This is a genomic window from Flavobacterium frigoritolerans (assembly GCF_025847275.1).
GTDB lineage: Bacteria > Bacteroidota > Bacteroidia > Flavobacteriales > Flavobacteriaceae > Flavobacterium > Flavobacterium frigoritolerans.
Genome location: NZ_JAOZEV010000018.1, coordinates 19511 through 36645, shown reverse-complemented (window position 1 = coordinate 36645; position 17135 = coordinate 19511). Strand labels below are relative to the sequence as shown.

The 17135-nt window shown below is 31.0% G+C and carries 14 protein-coding genes; 6 read left to right on the top strand and 8 right to left on the bottom strand.

The genetic code is table 11. The annotated features are described in order from the left end of the window. Positions 1-100: 100 nt before the first annotated feature. Together OIU80_RS18000 and OIU80_RS17995 are read right to left on the bottom strand one after the other, a co-directional pair. The gene (locus OIU80_RS18000; protein ID WP_264288367.1) at positions 101-2557 is read right to left on the bottom strand and encodes a TonB-dependent receptor; all 2457 of its coding nucleotides are present in this window, start codon (positions 2555-2557) and stop codon (positions 101-103) included. Between the two features lie 11 nt (positions 2558-2568). Next, a complete protein-coding gene (locus OIU80_RS17995) occupies positions 2569-4266 on the bottom strand; it encodes a M23 family metallopeptidase (RefSeq protein WP_264288366.1) in 1698 nt (565 codons plus the stop codon). A 175-nt stretch (positions 4267-4441) separates the two neighbouring features. Between OIU80_RS17995 and OIU80_RS17990 the strand changes: the two genes are divergently transcribed. The 3 genes from OIU80_RS17990 (at position 4442) to rny (ending at position 6807) form a co-directional block, all read left to right on the top strand. Further along, positions 4442-4732 (top strand): hypothetical protein, encoded by a 291-nt coding sequence (locus OIU80_RS17990; RefSeq protein WP_264288365.1) that lies wholly within the window; start codon positions 4442-4444, stop codon positions 4730-4732. 7 nt (positions 4733-4739) lie between these two features. Further along, positions 4740-5033 carry a cell division protein ZapA gene (locus OIU80_RS17985; protein WP_264288364.1) on the top strand — a complete coding sequence of 98 codons (294 nt, stop codon included), beginning with the start codon at positions 4740-4742 and terminating at the stop codon, positions 5031-5033. A 208-nt stretch (positions 5034-5241) separates the two neighbouring features. Further along, a complete protein-coding gene (rny, locus tag OIU80_RS17980) occupies positions 5242-6807 on the top strand; it encodes a ribonuclease Y (protein ID WP_264288363.1) in 1566 nt (521 codons plus the stop codon). 515 nt (positions 6808-7322) lie between these two features. Here the strand turns inward: rny and OIU80_RS17975 are convergent. The 6 genes from OIU80_RS17975 to OIU80_RS17950 form a co-directional block, all read right to left on the bottom strand. Further along, complete coding sequence (locus OIU80_RS17975) at positions 7323-8846, bottom strand: PAS domain-containing sensor histidine kinase (protein WP_264288362.1); 1524 nt, start codon at positions 8844-8846, stop codon at positions 7323-7325. Positions 8847-9057: 211 nt separating this feature from the next. Next, positions 9058-9954 (bottom strand): site-specific tyrosine recombinase XerD, encoded by an 897-nt coding sequence (xerD, locus tag OIU80_RS17970; RefSeq protein ID WP_264288361.1) that lies wholly within the window; start codon positions 9952-9954, stop codon positions 9058-9060. An 82-nt stretch (positions 9955-10036) separates the two neighbouring features. Beyond that, on the bottom strand, positions 10037-10660 hold the full coding sequence (locus OIU80_RS17965; RefSeq protein ID WP_264288360.1) for a porin family protein: 624 nt from the start codon (positions 10658-10660) through the stop codon (positions 10037-10039). Between the two features lie 125 nt (positions 10661-10785). After that, entirely contained in the window at positions 10786-11295 is a 510-nt protein-coding gene (locus tag OIU80_RS17960; RefSeq protein ID WP_264288359.1) for a hypothetical protein, read from the bottom strand. Between the two features lie 352 nt (positions 11296-11647). After that, positions 11648-12262 carry a porin family protein gene (locus tag OIU80_RS17955; protein ID WP_264288358.1) on the bottom strand — a complete coding sequence of 205 codons (615 nt, stop codon included), beginning with the start codon at positions 12260-12262 and terminating at the stop codon, positions 11648-11650. A gap of 278 nt (positions 12263-12540) precedes the next feature. Continuing rightward, positions 12541-13062 carry a porin family protein gene (locus OIU80_RS17950; protein WP_264288357.1) on the bottom strand — a complete coding sequence of 174 codons (522 nt, stop codon included), beginning with the start codon at positions 13060-13062 and terminating at the stop codon, positions 12541-12543. 272 nt (positions 13063-13334) lie between these two features. Here OIU80_RS17950 and OIU80_RS17945 point away from each other — a divergent pair, with 272 nt between their 5' ends. From OIU80_RS17945 to OIU80_RS17935, 3 genes are all read left to right on the top strand, one after another. Beyond that, the gene (locus tag OIU80_RS17945; RefSeq protein WP_264288356.1) at positions 13335-13877 is read left to right on the top strand and encodes a porin family protein; all 543 of its coding nucleotides are present in this window, start codon (positions 13335-13337) and stop codon (positions 13875-13877) included. A gap of 133 nt (positions 13878-14010) precedes the next feature. After that, positions 14011-14424 (top strand): type II 3-dehydroquinate dehydratase, encoded by a 414-nt coding sequence (aroQ, locus tag OIU80_RS17940; protein ID WP_264288355.1) that lies wholly within the window; start codon positions 14011-14013, stop codon positions 14422-14424. Positions 14425-14508: 84 nt separating this feature from the next. Then, on the top strand, positions 14509-17001 hold the full coding sequence (locus OIU80_RS17935; RefSeq protein ID WP_264288354.1) for a DUF5686 and carboxypeptidase regulatory-like domain-containing protein: 2493 nt from the start codon (positions 14509-14511) through the stop codon (positions 16999-17001). The last annotated feature ends 134 nt before the right edge of the window (positions 17002-17135 follow it).

Here is a 17135-nt window from a genome sequence, read left to right as displayed (position 1 = left end):
TTGTTTTATTAAAAAATAATTTCAAATGTAATGAATTTTAAAAATGGTTCACCCCTTTACAGTCAATTTATACATTCTAAACTAGCTTTTTCGTTGGTTATTATAACCTTGCAGTTAATTTTACATTAAAAACTCTCGAAGTCATATAATTAGGAATTGCATATTGATTTTTAGAATACACATCCCGAACCCAAGTGTTAGTAATAGCATTTTTATTATCAAAAAGATTGAAGATTTCAAATCCTAATGACAATTCTTTAAATTCTTTAAATAGCTTACTTTTTGCAACTCTATTATTATCAATAAAAACTTTAGAAAATCCAACATCCGCTCGACGATAATCATTCAATCGATTTTGATATAGATATGGATCTGAATACGAAGGAGATCCTCCAGGCAATCCTGTATTATAAACCAAATTTAAATACAATTTTACACTTGGAATATTAGGCATATAGTCCTGAAATAAAAGGGCAAACTTCAATCGTTGATCCGTTGGCCTTGCTATATATCCATTATTTTCGTAATTCTCTTCGGTTTTTAAATATCCAAAACTAAACCAAGATTCAGTTCCTGGCACAAACTCGCCGTTTAATCTAAAATCCAAGCCTTGCGCATAAGCTGTTGCATTATTATTAGCAACATATCGAACTCTAACATTGTCTATTGTATAAACATTCACATCCGATAATGATTTATAATATAACTCTGAAACAAGTTTAAATGGTCTGTTCCACATTTTAAAACTATAGTCATTACTTAAAACCACATGTACAGACTGTTGTGCTTTTGTATTTGGCAACACTTCTCCACTTTGATTTCGCAATTCTCTATAAAATGGTGGCTGATGATATAACCCTCCCGAAAGCCTAAAAACCATATCCATATCCCAATCTGGCTTTATAGCAAATTGTGCACGCGGACTAAATACTAACTGGTTTTTACCCTCGACAATTCCTCCTGATACTTTCCAGTCCTGAAAACGAACTCCTGCATTATACCAAACTTCACTAGAACCTAAAACTCCTTTTCGGCTCCATTGCGCATAACCCGAAAAGCGATTTATAGTATTAAAATTTATTGCCCTCACATTTTGATAAGGAAAAAGCGGACCTGCATAAGATTCGTATGGCTGATTATTTTTAGGGAAATTTACAATTGGTGGATTTACAGAAAATCCAGCTGAGTCGATTACTTCCCACTCCGCCACACGATCACGTATAGATTCACGAGTATATTTTACTCCCCATTCAAGAAGATTATCTTTCCAATTATAAATTCCTTTTAATTCGGCATTAACAATTAAAGCATCTAGATCATTTCGTGCATGATTTAATTGTGAACCAATTCCTTTGGTATAATCTACTTCTTGCAAAACTATTGAGCCATCACCATCTACCTCACCTAAACGATATTGTGCTAAAATATCATAATGTTCCTGTTCTTGTGTATGAAATATCGAACCTATGAACTTTAAAGTAAAATCTGAAGAAACAATATATGTTGATTTTATTGCACCAAAATAAGTGTCATATTTATCTCTCTCCTGTCCTTCATAATATACTGCAAGCGCCATTGGCTTATCGATAGTTCCAAATTTAGTTTCTCGGGTTAATGGCTGATACAAATATTTATTTTGAGAAATGGCTCCTAAAAAACTCCATTGCCATTTTGCTGAAGCAAAATAATTTATGTTCGTTTGAATATCGGTATAAGAAGGCGTATAATTAGTCTGTGTATCCTGACTATTTACAAGCATACTATTATTTCGGTAACGAACTCCTGTGATTGCTGACCATTTCTTGTTTTTAGAAACAGCATCAACAGCAACACTTCCTCCAAGTAAACTTGCCTCAAAAGATGCTCCAAACTGAGTTGGTTTTCGATACGTAATATCCAATACTGACGAAAGTTTGTCCCCAAACTTTGCTTGAAATCCTCCTGCCGAAAAATCGACATTCTGAACCAAATCGGTATTTGTAAAACTCAATCCCTCTTGTTGCCCTGAACGAATTAAAAATGGTCGATATACTTCAATCTCATTCACATAAACAAGATTTTCATCATAATTCCCTCCTCGAACAGCATATTGCGTACTCAATTCATTGTTCGAATTTACTCCGGGTAATGTTTTTAATATATTTTCGATTCCTGCATTAGCGCCTGGAATTTTCTTTATAGTCGTTTGATCTACGGTTGTAATTCCTTGTATGCGTTTTTTATTTGCCAAAACAACAATCTCCCCCATTTGCTCGGCATAACTATTCATAACAGGATTTAAAACGAATATCTCATTTGGTTTTAAAGTTACAGTTACCGTCATCATTTTCTGAGAAACGTGGGTAAAAACAATAATCACTTTTTTATTAGATGGGATTGAAATATCAAAAAAACCATCCGAATTAGACTGCGATACATTTCCTGAGTGAGAAACATTTACATCAGTAACGGGAAAATTGCTTTCATTAAGAATTATTCCTTTTACTCGGGCATTCTGAGCAAACGAAACAAAACCAACACACAATAAAAGGGAGACAAATAGCAGGTTCTTGTTCAAACGTTATATTTTTATTTTATTTGACTTCTAAAAAAACGTGTCTCAAAGATAGCAGAATTCCCCACATTATCAACAACTTCTATTTTTAAATCATTTGCTCCTTCAGCTACAATTCCATCACTAAAGTCATGAGTTATTTTTTTAGTTTTATTATCATACTCAAACAATATCCAATTTCCATTCAAATAACCATTGTAGGATTTAATCCCCGACATACTATCACTAATTGTAAACTGAATTTTCTTTACATCACTTATCCATTTACCTTCTATTGGTTTTGCAATATTAATTGTTGGTCGAATTGTATCAACAGCCAATCCGAATTGACCTAAAATTCTTGACTTTGCTTTATACTCTGTCCCTTTACGCGATGTAGCATTATAACTATTACTCTTGCCTGTAATTCTAGCTATATACACTTTGTCCCTAAGATTTTCAGGATATTTATCATCCTCAATAGTAATTGTAAAATTAGAATGTACTGGAACTGTATCATCATGGATATAAATACGGTCATTTTTTACATCAAAATTCAAATTAAAATCATCATAAAATGTTCCTGCTGGAAAAAACACAGACATATTATCTTTAGAAAAATTAGCATCTTTATTATATTTCACCAAATACTTAGACTCTACAGGCTTGGATTCCACAACAGCAGGCAATGAATTGTATTGAACCGGAATATTAATTGTATTAGTGTTTCCATAAAAATCCGAAACTTCTATACGATATGCCGAAGCTAGATTTGGAACAACAGGAAGCACGCCATTAAGCGAATCTGTTTTAATGACACTCAAAGCAAAAGGAGTTTTCATAAACAACTTTTGCACTCTTTGACCTGTTTTTTTATATCTAGAATAATCAATCAAAGCGTTTATATACCTCATTTCATCAAATGAATAAGTATTAAACTGGTATTCATAATTTGACATTCCGTTGTAAAAAGATTCTACTTTATAAACTCCATTTTTATTAAAAGAAACATCATCGTAATCTACAGCAGTAACTCCAAAACCAATTTTTCCATTTGTAGTAACGCTGCTAGATATATAAGTTCCATCTTTTTGCAATGACAAATTAAGCATTAAAGGTATTTTTGACTGATTAACAATAGTTTTATCGTCAAGCGGATAAACATATAAATTAGAAACAACAGGTTTTTTGGTATCTTTTATATATTTATCAAAACCAAAAAACATTGGATTTATAACAAACTCTGTTTTTGAATCACGAAATTCAAAATGCAAATGCGGACCCTCTGAAGATCCAGTATTTCCAGACAAACCTATTAATTGACCTTTAGTAACATCCATTTCACCAGGCTTCAAAAACATTTCAATTTCAAATGATTTCTCTTTATAATGTGTCTTCTTGATATATTCCTGAATTGACCCTACCATACTTTGCAGATGTCCATATACTGACGTATATCCATTGGGATGGGTTATGTACAACGTTTTACCATTTCCGAAAGTCGAAATTTTAATCCTCGATATATAACCATCAGCAACAGCATAGACATTTAAACCTTCTCTTTGATTCGTTTTCAAATCAAAACCTGCATGAAAATGATTTGGTCTTAGTTCTCCAAAATTTCCCGAAAGCTGCATCGGAATATCAAGTGGAGGTCTAAAATAGTCTTTTGGATAATCTGTCTGAGCAGAAATAAAATTACAAAACAGCAGAAAAAGTACAGAATATTTCATGATTTACATTTTTGCTAAGATAAAAAAAAGTTAGCAAAATAATTAGGAAAACTACCAAATACAATACCTTGAATTCCATTAATTTGCTATTTTTAATGCAAAAAAATCGATAAAATATTGCATTAATAAAAAGGAATACTAACTTTGTATGATTAAGTAATGAATAGGATTTGTAATGAGTGTAATTGCCGAAATAATTGATACTCTTGAATATAAAGTTGAAAAACTTTTTGCGAAGCTAAAATCTTTAGCAAAGAATAATCAAGAACTAAAGTCAGAATTAATAGAGGCTAATCAGACTATACAAAGACAGTCCGGAGAGATTGAGGCCCTAAAAAAGCAGTACGAAACACTCAAAATCGCCAATTCTTTACTTGGCAGTAACGATAATAAAAGAGATACAAAGCTTAAAATAAATTCATTAATTCGTGAAATTGATCACTGTATAGCACAACTATCAGACTAGTAACACCATGGACGAAAAGCTTAAAATTAAAATATCAATCGCAGACAGAGTTTACCCGTTAACGGTAGATCTCTCACAGGAAGAAGGCCTTAGGAGCGCTTCTAAAAAAATTGATGTGATGATAAAGCAATTTGAAGAAAACTATGCTGTTCGTGATAAACAGGACGTTTTAGCCATGTGTGCTTTACAATTTGCCTCTCAAGTAGAGCAAAAACAAATTGACAAAGCTATTGATAGTGATGAAACTATCGAACGAATTAAAAGATTAAATACCCTTTTAGATCAATATCTCGAAAATTAAACGTTCTTTACAGAAACTAAGATACTGCCTACATTAGTTCATATTTGGTAAACTCAACACTAACAAATTAGAATGAGCAAATCATCACTACTAAAGCATGCCACGCTCCGGCGAGGAAACTTGAACAGTGAGTTAGCTCAAAACTTGTCTTTTCGAGTTTATACAAGCAACCTAATGTAGGCTTTTTTATATATAAATTTTAACAAACATGGACAGCATAATAACGATCATTATTTCAGGAATTATAGGTATTGCAGCAGGTTTTGGGATAGCCAAAATCATCGAAAAAAGCAATATTTCCAATTTAATCAAAAATTCAAAAAAAGAAGCAGCATCCATTTTAAAAGATGCTAATCTGGAAGCCGAAAACATTAAGAAAGATAAAATTCTTCAAGCAAAAGAAAAGTTTATTGAATTAAAATCAGAACACGAACAAGTAATTCTTGCAAGAGATAAAAAAGTAGCTGAAGTAGAAAAAAGAGTTAGAGACAAAGAATCTCAAATTTCTAATGAACTATCAAAAGCTAAAAAGACCAATGATGATTACGAAGCTAAAACGCAAGAGTACAACACTAAAATTGAAGTTTTAGATAAAAAACAAGCTGAAGTTGACAAATTACACAAAAGTCAATTACAGCAATTAGAAGTAATTTCAGGACTTTCTGCTGAAGAAGCTAAAAACCAATTAATGGAAGGCTTAAAAGCTGAAGCAAAAAGCAGTTCGATGTCTTATATTCAAGATACTATCGAAGAGGCAAAACTTACAGCACAACAAGAAGCTAAAAAAATCATCATTAATACAATTCAAAGAGTTGGAACTGAAGAAGCAGTAGAAAACTGTGTATCTGTATTCAACATTGAATCGGATGATGTAAAAGGAAGAATTATTGGACGTGAAGGTAGAAATATCCGTGCTCTAGAAGCTGCTACTGGTGTTGAAATTATCGTAGATGATACTCCTGAAGCAATTATCCTTTCTTGTTTCGATCCTGTACGTAGAGAAATTGCACGTTTGGCATTACATAAATTAGTTACTGATGGGCGTATTCACCCAGCACGTATTGAAGAAGTTGTCGCTAAAACTGCCAAACAAATTGATGATGAAATCATCGAAGTAGGAAAACGTACAGTTATAGACTTAGGAATACACGGTTTACACCCTGAATTAATAAAAGTTGTCGGACGTATGAAATACCGTTCTTCTTACGGTCAAAACTTATTACAACACTCTAGAGAAGTATCTAAATTGTGTGGTATTATGGCTGCCGAATTAGGATTGAACGTAAAACTAGCTAAAAGAGCAGGTTTATTACATGATATTGGTAAAGTTCCAGATACCGAAAGTGATTTACCTCACGCATTATTAGGAATGCAATGGGCTGAGAAATATGGTGAAAAAGAAGAAGTTTGCAACGCAATTGGTGCGCATCACGACGAAATCGAAATGAAATCTCTATTATCACCAATCGTACAAGTTTGTGATGCTATTTCTGGCGCAAGACCTGGCGCAAGAAGACAAGTATTAGATTCTTATATTCAACGTTTAAAAGATCTTGAAGAAGTAGCTTACGGATTTAATGGAGTTAAAAATGCCTATGCAATTCAAGCTGGTAGAGAACTTCGTGTTATTGTAGAAAGCGAAAAAGTATCTGATGATAATGCTGCAAGTTTATCATTTGATATCTCACAAAAAATACAAACTGAAATGACTTATCCAGGTCAAGTTAAAGTAACTGTAATACGAGAAACTAGAGCCGTAAATATTGCAAAATAAACAGCTTCTCTATTTTATATCATAAAAAAACTCCTCAATTGAGGAGTTTTTTATTTTTAATACTTTTTTCATCTTTAACAGATTAAGAAAAATTAAGATCCATTCACACTAGGTTATCTTAAACTTAACCGCTAAGAAAGCTAAATTTTACTCAAGTTCGCAAAGCCACCAACTCAACCATATTCCCAAAATCATGGAGATTCTTCGACTCCGCTCAGAAAGACAAGTTTATGGGTATTATCAATATATGAGCTTCTAAACTTTTCTCTTTTAAATCTAACCACTCAGAACCTTTGCAACTCTGAACCTTTGTAACTCTGAACCTTTATAACTCTGAACCTTTATAACTCTGAACCTTTGCAACTCTGAACCTTTGCAACTCTGAACCGTTGCAACTCTAAACCTTTGCAACTCTGAACCTTTGTAACTCCGAACCTTTGCAACTCTGAACCTTTGCAACTCTGAACCTTTGTAACTCTGAACCTTTGTAACTCTAAACCTTAGAGCCTTTTCAGCTATAAATCATCATTAAAAACAATCTTAAAAATAGTCCCCTCACCTACAACACTTTCTACATAAACCTCACCTTTCATAGATTCAATCTGATTTTTAGTAATATACAATCCAATTCCACGAGCTTCTTTATGTTTATGAAACGTTTTATACATTCCAAATATCAAATCACCATATAGCCCTAAATCGATTCCGATGCCATTATCTTTAATTTTCAAAGCCTTTCGACCATCAGGTTCAATTGCAAAAATAAATTCAATTACAGGGTCTCTATCTGGATGTGCGTATTTAATCGCATTAGTTGTAAAATTCAACAAAACACTTTCAAGATAAGCTGGATTAAAACTAATTGTTACATAATCAGGAACACTATTAAGTATTGTAGTTTTAGTTTTGCCACTAAAAGCCTTGATTATAGAAACTGTTTTATCAATACTATAACTTAACTTAAGTGGCTTTATGACAATATCCAGATTACTCTGAATCTGAACAATCTGTGTTAAATTAGAAATCGTATCATTTAAGTCATTAGAAACAGTACGCAAATGAACCAACATTTCATCAATTGTTTCTTTACTATGATCCTCATCTATAAAATCAAGAATACTTTTAATATTTCCTGCTTGCGTATTTAAATTATGTGAAACGATATGCGAAAAATTAAGCAATCGACTATTCTGATCACTAAATAATTTCATCGTTTTTATAAGCTCTAATTCTTTCTCTTTCTGATAAGAAACATCAGTATGCGTACCTAAGACTCGTAATGGTTTTCCATCCGAATTTCTTTCGATAACCTTACCGCGATCTAAAATCCATTTGTACTTACCACTAGAAGTTAATACGCGATGGTAGTTTTCATAAAAGGGCACTTTATTATCAAAATGCTCTTGAATATCAGAGTAATACTTAGGTAAATCATCTGGATGCACAATTTTATCCCAACGTTCAGGATCATCAAAAATATCAGTAGATTGCAACTCTAAAATCTTTAAAGACAAAGACGAATAAAAAACCCTATTGGTAACCATATCCCAATCCCAAACACCTACAGTAGAAGCATCTAAAGCAAATTGAAAACGTTCTTCGGATAGTTTAAGTTTTAGCTCCTGATCTTTTACATCTGTTATATCTGAGATTCGACCATAAAAACTAACTTGGCCATCTTGAGAACCTTCTGATTTTGCACATGCTTTTAACCAACGAATTCCTTTTTTTGGTAATACTACCCGAAATTCTATTTCCCATGCTGTAAGCGCTTTTCTAGCTTCAGAAAGTGAACTGATAAACATATGTCGATCTTCAGGATGTACCCTTTCATACATTGCAAATTTACTTCGATTTGTAAATTCTGTAGTTGGTAACTCAAAAATCTCTTCCATGGCTTTACTAACCAAAGGAAAAGAATAAGTATTATCGACATCGACAATAAATTGAAAGATTAAATCGGGAATTTCTGCAAATAATTTTTTGTAAAAGTTATTCAACTTCTGACAATTTTCATCTTCATATAAATCAAAAACCATAATTGTGTTTGTGTAAGCTGACTATTTTATTTATAAAACAGAACAAAGTTGATACTATTATTTAAGCCTTAAAAAAACATAAAAATTTCGTTTTTTATTTCTTATTATAAGTATTAGAGTAAATTCTCTTTGTTACAAACAATATACCTCCAAGATATTATTTTTTTTTAAGACAAAAACAAAACCTTATTAAATATTTTAACAAAAAAACTTATCTTCTAGGATGAAAAGTATGAATTACTTGAGTTAAATATGTTCTATCCAAATGAACATATATTTCGGTAGTAGTTATGGATTCGTGTCCTAACATCAACTGTATAGATCGTAAATCTGCACCATTTTCAAGTAAATGTGTTGCAAACGAGTGCCTTAAAGTATGTGGACTTATATTTTTATTTAAACCTATTTTAAAAGCCAAATCTTTGATGATTGTAAAGATCATTGCTCTTGTCAACTGACTCCCTCTTCTATTAAGAAATAAAGTATCTTCATGTCCTTTTTTGATGTTTAAATGAAGCCGAACTGAATTGACATAAATTAAAATATATTTTTGAGTAGATTCTCCAATAGGAACAAAACGCTCTTTATTTCCTTTACCAGTAATTTTTATAAATCCTTCTTCAAAAAATAAATCTGATATTTTCAAAGCCACTAATTCCGAAACTCGAAGTCCACAACTATACAAAGTTTCTAGCATTGCACGATTACGTTCTCCTTCATTAGAACTTAAATCGATAGCCGCAATAAGCGCATCAATATCTTCAACGGATAGTGTATCTGGTAACTTCCTACCGGTTTTTGGAGAATCTATAAGTTCTAACGGATTAGTATTACGATAGTCTTCAAAAATCAAGTAATTAAAAAAACTTTTCAAACCTGAAATAATGCGAGCCTGAGAACGTGCATTTACTTCTTTAGACACTGAATAAATAAACTGCTGAATCGTTTCTTCATTAATTTTTAATGGAGAAATTTCTATTTGGTTTTGAGTTAAAAAAAGACATAATCGCTCTATATCAAAAACATAATTTTCGATTGTGTTTTTAGATAAACCACGTTCAATCTTAAGATAGGATTGATAATCTTTTATATACCTAGTCCAGTTCATAAAACAAAGGAAAGCAATTTTCGGACATAAAAAAACCCTCTACTGTAGCAGAAGGTTTAAATTATATTTTAAAATTATTGAATTAGAATTTAAATCCAACTAATAAAGAGAAAACACTATTTTTAAGTTTAGTATTATCTCCTTCTTCAGTTTTAGCAATATTAGACAAACCTAAATTATATCTAACTCCAGCAGAAATATTCTCAGTAAAATCATAACCAGCCCCAAAATTTAGTCCAAAATCAACAGATTCGAAAATTTCCTTAACATTTTCTTTATGCTTTCCATTAAAACCATTAATTTTTGTAACAGTTTCTGCCGATGTCAAAAATCCTATTTGTGGACCTACTTCAATATTGAAATCTTTGACAACATAATATTTAACCATTACAGGAACATTTATATACGATAAATTAAATCTAACATTTCCCATATAATTCGCTCCATTTACATCCCCTTCTACATTATCGACTTTTACTCCTTGAGTCGAAAATAAAACCTCTGGCTGTAAAGTCAACTTTTCAGAAAATTGTATTGCTACAAATCCACCTCCATTAAATCCAACTTTAGATTTTAAATCTACCCCTTCAGTATCACCTGTCCAAGTAGAAAGATTCATTCCTGCTTTAACTCCAAATTTAACCTCTTGTGCATTTGCGAATCCAAATGCTAAAACCGCAATAATTGATAACGTAATTTTTTTCATTGTTTTATTATTTAGCTAACATCAGAAAACATACATTTTCTACAAATAGCTATTATTTTATTAAATTTCATGAAAAACCCTCTACTGTTGTAGAGGGTTTTTTATTATATTTTAAAATTCTATAATTAGAATTTATAATTGAATCCTACGTTGATTGAAGAAAATGTTCCACCATCTACAGAAATTCCTTTATACCCAGCATAAACTTCGTATTTCTCTGCTTGGTATCCGAATTTTGGCTGATAGATGACTCCACCATCTCCATCTCCACTACCTGCATAAATTGCATATCCTAAATCTGCACCTACAAATAAGTTATCTGAAATAGAATATTGTGCTGTAGCAGCAACTGGAATGTAACCAGCAGCATCACCTTTAATCTTAACAGTATTAATACCATCTGAAAAAGTGTATGATTTAGCCAAATAAGTAGAATAACCTGTAGTAGCTCCAGCGCTGAATTTATCAGCAACTTCCCATAAATAAGCAACGTCAACTCCTAAATTTACTGAATAAGCATCTTTGATATCTCCCATAGGCAAACCAACATGTGCTCCTACTTTGAAATGACCATCTTGTGCATTTGCAAATCCAAATGCTAAAACCGCAATAATAGATAAAGTAATTTTTTTCATTTTTTTGTTTATGTTAAAATTTATGCGACAAACGTAAATAAGTCCAATCTAAATTCCAAAAATACTCGTTAAAAAAATAAAAACAAAAAAACGAACCCAATCGGTTTTTCACATACACAATACTGATTCACACCACATTATTACTGCTTTTCTCACTAAATTTAGTGAGGGAAAATTTATTTTTGTATCGCTAAAAATTAACCTTAAAAAACTTATAAATAAAATTATTCAATGACTAAATACCCCTATTAGTTCATATAAAAAAAGCCCTTAAATAGCAGACTATTTAAGGGCTTTAAAATTGTAAAAAAAATAAACTAAGAACACCTTAAAAGCATTCTATCGTTAGTTATTAGAATTTATATCCAACTGATAAAGAGAATACACTGTTTTTATTTTTGAAATTATCACCAGCCTCATTTTCAAGAATATTAGACAAACCTAAGTTATATCTAACTCCTGCAGAAAGGTTTTCAGTAAAATCATAACCAGCACCAAAGTTTACTCCAAAATCAATTGATTTATAAAAATCTTTAATATCTTCTTCCTGAGAATCACCTCCACCAGACATTTTTCCTTTAGCACTTACAAGAAAACCAATTTGTGGTCCTGCTTCTAAACTAAATTTTTCAGCAACATAATATTTTGCCATAACTGGTACATTGATATAAGCTAATTTGGTAGTAAAGTCAGCAGAAACAAGCTCCATTGCATCAGCATCAAACACATTAGATTTTTCTTTGGCTCCTTGTGTAGAGTACAAAAGCTCAGGTTGAACTGAGAATTTATCAGATAGTTTAATTTCTGCAAAACCACCAACTTGAAAACCAACTTTTGAAGACGCATCTTCCATATCACCAGTTAAAGTAGAAAGGTTAATTCCTCCTTTTACTCCAAATTTAACTTCTTGTGCATTTGCAAATCCAAATGCTAAAACCGCAACAATTGATAAAGTAATTTTTTTCATTTTTTGTTTATGTTAAAATTTATGCGGCAAACGTAAATAAGTTCAATTTAAATTCCAATAAAATAACAAAAAAACACAAAATTAACAAGGTTCAAAAGAAACAGACAATATATTCACATCTTACTGAAACAAAGAACATTATCATTTCCTTTATCACTAAATTTAGTGATGCCTTATTTTTTTTAACAGTAACATAAATTAACATTAAAAAACCTATAAAACAAAAAAAAGCCTTTCATAATTAATATGAAAGGCTTTTTAAAACTAATTGTAAACGTCTAGAAATGTAAAGCGAAGCCAATATTAAATTGGAAAGCACCTTTACCACTACCGTAATCATCATTTAGAGTAACATTATATCGAACACCTGGCTCAACAGAAATATTTTTACCTACAAACCAAGCATATCCACCTTGAAATCCAACGTATGAAGGATTCTCATCAGCATCTTTAATACTTGCACCATTATAAGAAACCTCTAATGGGAATTTGTTTAATAAATAATATTTTGCTCCAACTTTATAAGAGAAAATACTGTTTGCAAAATCAGCACCAGTATCACCATAACCTAATCCTGCTTTCACAGCAAGTTTATCCATTACAAAATATCCACCTTCGGCTCCAACGTTCCAAGCAGTATTTCCATCTTCAGTCGTTAGTCTAAATGAAGTATTTCCTGTTCCTAGTCCTCCAAAGCCAGTGTTAGCTTCAATAAGCCATTTTCCTTTTTCAATTTGCTCTTGCGCATTTGCAAATGTAAATCCTAAAACTGCCAACGCAGTTAAAATAATCTTTTTCATATTTTTGTTTTATAAAATTAATACTACAAATATATAAAATAATTAAATACATAATACTACTAAATAATAATTACATGTAAATTCTGTAAAACTAACTTCTATATGTATAAACAAGAACTATCAATAGCATGTAATTTTGTCGATGAACAAACAAATTTGCTAATAATAATTTAATACTAAAAAATAAAATTTTACAGATTATTTAAGCAATATTTGCAGTTTACAAACGTTTTATCTACATAAAAATCAATCAAATCGTTAAAAAAAAATTTATGAAAAAATTAATTTTAGTAGCTGCACTGTTCATAGCAACATCAGCAACAATGCAAGCTCAATTATTACAAATTGGAGCTAAAGCAGGGGTAAATTTTGCAAATCTAAGCGGAACAGACATCCAAACAGATGCAATTACTAGCTATCATGCCGGTTTAGTAGCCGAAATTAAATTATTGGATAGATTCTCAATTCAACCTGAGCTTTTGTACTCTACACAAGGAGCAACATATAAAAATGCCTTAGGTGAATTTAAAGATGAATTAGGATACTTATCTATTCCAGTAATGGCAAAAATTTATTTAAGTGATGCTTTTAGCCTTGAAGTAGGTCCACAAGCTTCCTTCCTTTTAAGTCAAAAGAATGATTTTGATGTAAAAGACGCTAAAACATTTGATTTTGCACTTGCAGCTGGATTAGGTTTTAAAATCACAAAAAATATTTTTGTTCAAGGTCGTTATGGTTTAGGATTAACTGAAATATCCAAAGAAGCTAAAGCTAAGAACTCTGTTTTCCAACTTTCTGCTGGATTTATGTTCTAAAAAATAATATCACATACTTTTATGAAAACCGTTCTATTTATTAGAACGGTTTTTTTATTTTTACACCACTGGTTAAATGTTTTGAGTGAAATGAATTCAATAAACAAACCCACACTACTTTAAATTATTACAAATGAAAATTATCATTATAAACGGTCCTAACTTAAATCTTTTAGGAAAAAGAGAACCTGAGGTTTACGGTTCACAAACTTTTGAAGATTATTTTAAAACGCTACAAAACTCTTTCCCAAATATAGAACTAAGCTATTATCAAAGTAATATCGAAGGAGAATTAATAGGTAAAATACAAGAATTTGGTTTTACTTATGATGGTATTATTTTAAATGCTGGTGCGTACACTCATACATCTATCGGTATTGGTGATGCTATAAAAGCTGTTACTACTCCTGTTATAGAAGTTCATATATCTAATACTTATGCACGCGAAAGCTTCCGCCATCAATCGTATATCTCTGGAAATGCCAAAGGTGTTATTCTTGGTTTTGGCTTAAAAAGTTATGAGCTTGCGATACATTCTTTTTTATAATTAAAGTACTATTTATTTTTAACATAGTTTTAATAGGTTCATTATTAAGTTCTTCTATTTTTGAAACAAGAAATGAACCTATTTATGAAAAACTTTACTCTGTTTACCTTTTTACTATTTTCTATTTCAAATTTCGCGCAGATAAAAGGAACTATTTCTGATGAGAATGGAAATCCTCTGCCTTTTGTTTCTGTCTTCGAAGAAAACACTTATAACAGCACCACTTCTAACGAGCAAGGAAAATACCAACTCAATGTAAAGGAAATAGGCAAGAATAAAATCATATTTCAATTTTTAGGGTTTAAAACTCAAAAACTAACTATTACAAATATCACTTCAACATCTTATACTTTAGATGTTAAGTTGCAGGAAGAAAATTTCACTCTTAACGAAGTAATAATTAACCCCAAAGATAATCCTGCAAATGACATTATAAAAAGTGCCATTGCCAACAAAAAAGAAAATTCTGAAAAAACGGGACGTTACACTGCTGATTTCTATTCTAAAGGTTTATTTAAAATAAAGGATTTACCTAAAAAAATCATGGGACTGAAAGTTGACATTGGAGAAGAAATGGCTTCTAATCTTGACTCTACTGGAACTGGAGTTTTGTACCTATCTGAAACTATTTCTAAAATCACATTTGAAAAACCTAATAATTTAAAAGAGAAAATTGTTGCCTCAAAAATTTCCGGAAATAATAAAGGTTTTAGCTACAATACTGCTAGTTTATCTACCTATGATTTTTATAACAACACCTTAAAATTTGGTGCAAATATGATTTCTCCTATTGCAGATAATGCTTTTAATTATTACAAATACAAACTCGAAGGAACATTCTTTGATGAAAATAATAAAGAAATCAATAAAATAAAGGTTATCCCAAAACGCGATAAAGAACCTGTTTTTGAAGGCTATATTTATATTATTGATGATAGTTTTGCTATTTATGCTGTTGATCTTGATATTAAAGGGTATCGAATTAAAAATGAGATTACTCAGATAATGAATCTAAAACAAAGTTTTAGTTATAGCTCTAAAAATAAATTATGGGCAAAAAACGCTCAAAGTTTATCCTTTACTGCTGGAGCTTTTGGCATACAATTTACAGGAAAGTTTAATTATGTTTACACTAATTATGAGTTTCCTGAATCTTTTGAAAAGAAAACATTCTCTAACGAAATTGTAAGTTTTGAAGCTAATGCCAATAAAAAAGACGACTCTTATTGGAACACTATTCGTCCTATTCCTTTAACAATCGAAGAAAGTACTGATTATATCAAAAAAGATAGCTTACAAACTATTCGAACTTCAAGAAAATACACCGATTCTATTGATGCTAAAAACAATAAGTTTAATTTTTCTGATATATTACTTGGACATTTACACAAAAACACTTTCGAGAAATATTCATTTAAATACAATGGCCTATTAGATTTGAGCGCGCTTAGTTTTAATACTGTACAAGGTTTTAATGTTGGCACTGGCTTTTCGTATAAGAAATGGAACGAAGAAAAAGGCAATGAAACTTCTGTAAGTACCGCAATCAACTATGGTATTTCTGATGAAAGATTACGTATTACCGGAGAATTCAAACATACTTTTAATCATCAAAATTACGCTACTATCATTGCTTCTGGAGGAACTAAGGTAAAACAGTTCAATAGCACTGAACCTATTAGCAGTTTTATCAATTCGGTTAGTTCTTTATTTTTTAAGGACAATTATATGAAAGTTTACAATCTCGAATTTGCTCAACTAGCCTATTATCAAAACATTGCCAATGGCATTACCTTAAACGGAAAAATTGCCTATGAACAACGTAAACCTCTTTTTAATACAACTGATTACTCTTTCTTTAATAAAGGCGATTTATACTCTTCTAACAATCCGCTTGCGCCAAATGATTTTGTTAATTCTCCTTTTGAAAAACACCATTTAGTAAAAGCCAATTTGACTACAAGAATTAATTTTGGCAATAAATATATTTCAAGACCTGACGGAAAGTACAATGTTAGGAATGAAAAATATCCAACTTTATATTTAAGCTATGAAAAAGCTTTGGCTGCAAGTGAGAAAAAATATGAATTTGACCATCTAAATACTGCTGTACGATATGATTTAGCATTAGGAAATAAAGGGCTCTTAGGAATCAACATTAAAGCAGGCAAGTTTTTTAATGCTGAAAACATCGCTTTTATAGATTACAAACATTTTAATGGCAACCAAACTCACATTGCTCAAGCCAATCGCTATTTAAATGTTTTTAATCTGTTACCATATTATAGCAATAGTACAAACGACAGCTATTTTGAAATTCATATGGAACACAATGACAATGGTTATATCATGAATAAAATCCCGTTATTAAATAAGTTAAAATCAACTTTAAACATCGGATTCCATTCTCTTGAAGTTCCAAATACAAAACCATATTCTGAATTTACGATTGGATTAGATAATCTTGGTTTTGGAAAATTTAGAATGTTTCGTGTAGATTATGTTCACTCTTATCAAAATGGAATAGAGCAAAACGGAATTGTTTTTGGCTTGAAGTTTCTTAATATATTAGAGTAGTTTAGGGAAAATTTAAGTGAAGATTTCATGCAAATCTCACACAATCTTGTCACTTCTAAAAAGGAGAAATCACACTAGTAAGTGGAATTCTAAAGATGAATCGTTGTCAAAATACAAAAAACGTTTACTCTATA

Bases quoted from the DNA above. Each gene is read 5' to 3' on its own strand.
- OIU80_RS17995 (WP_264288366.1), bottom strand. From the start codon at position 4,266: ATGAAATATTCTGTACTTTTTCTGCTGTTTTGTAATTTTATTTCTGCT.
- OIU80_RS17990 (WP_264288365.1), top strand. From the start codon at position 4,442: ATGAGTGTAATTGCCGAAATAATTGATACTCTTGAATATAAAGTTGAA.
- OIU80_RS17985 (WP_264288364.1), top strand. From the start codon at position 4,740: ATGGACGAAAAGCTTAAAATTAAAATATCAATCGCAGACAGAGTTTAC.
- rny (WP_264288363.1), top strand. From the start codon at position 5,242: ATGGACAGCATAATAACGATCATTATTTCAGGAATTATAGGTATTGCA.
- OIU80_RS17975 (WP_264288362.1), bottom strand. From the start codon at position 8,846: ATGGTTTTTGATTTATATGAAGATGAAAATTGTCAGAAGTTGAATAAC.
- xerD (WP_264288361.1), bottom strand. From the start codon at position 9,954: ATGAACTGGACTAGGTATATAAAAGATTATCAATCCTATCTTAAGATT.
- OIU80_RS17965 (WP_264288360.1), bottom strand. From the start codon at position 10,660: ATGAAAAAAATTACGTTATCAATTATTGCGGTTTTAGCATTTGGATTC.
- OIU80_RS17960 (WP_264288359.1), bottom strand. From the start codon at position 11,295: ATGAAAAAAATTACTTTATCTATTATTGCGGTTTTAGCATTTGGATTT.
- OIU80_RS17955 (WP_264288358.1), bottom strand. From the start codon at position 12,262: ATGAAAAAAATTACTTTATCAATTGTTGCGGTTTTAGCATTTGGATTT.
- OIU80_RS17950 (WP_264288357.1), bottom strand. From the start codon at position 13,062: ATGAAAAAGATTATTTTAACTGCGTTGGCAGTTTTAGGATTTACATTT.
- OIU80_RS17945 (WP_264288356.1), top strand. From the start codon at position 13,335: ATGAAAAAATTAATTTTAGTAGCTGCACTGTTCATAGCAACATCAGCA.
- aroQ (WP_264288355.1), top strand. From the start codon at position 14,011: ATGAAAATTATCATTATAAACGGTCCTAACTTAAATCTTTTAGGAAAA.
- OIU80_RS17935 (WP_264288354.1), top strand. From the start codon at position 14,509: ATGAAAAACTTTACTCTGTTTACCTTTTTACTATTTTCTATTTCAAAT.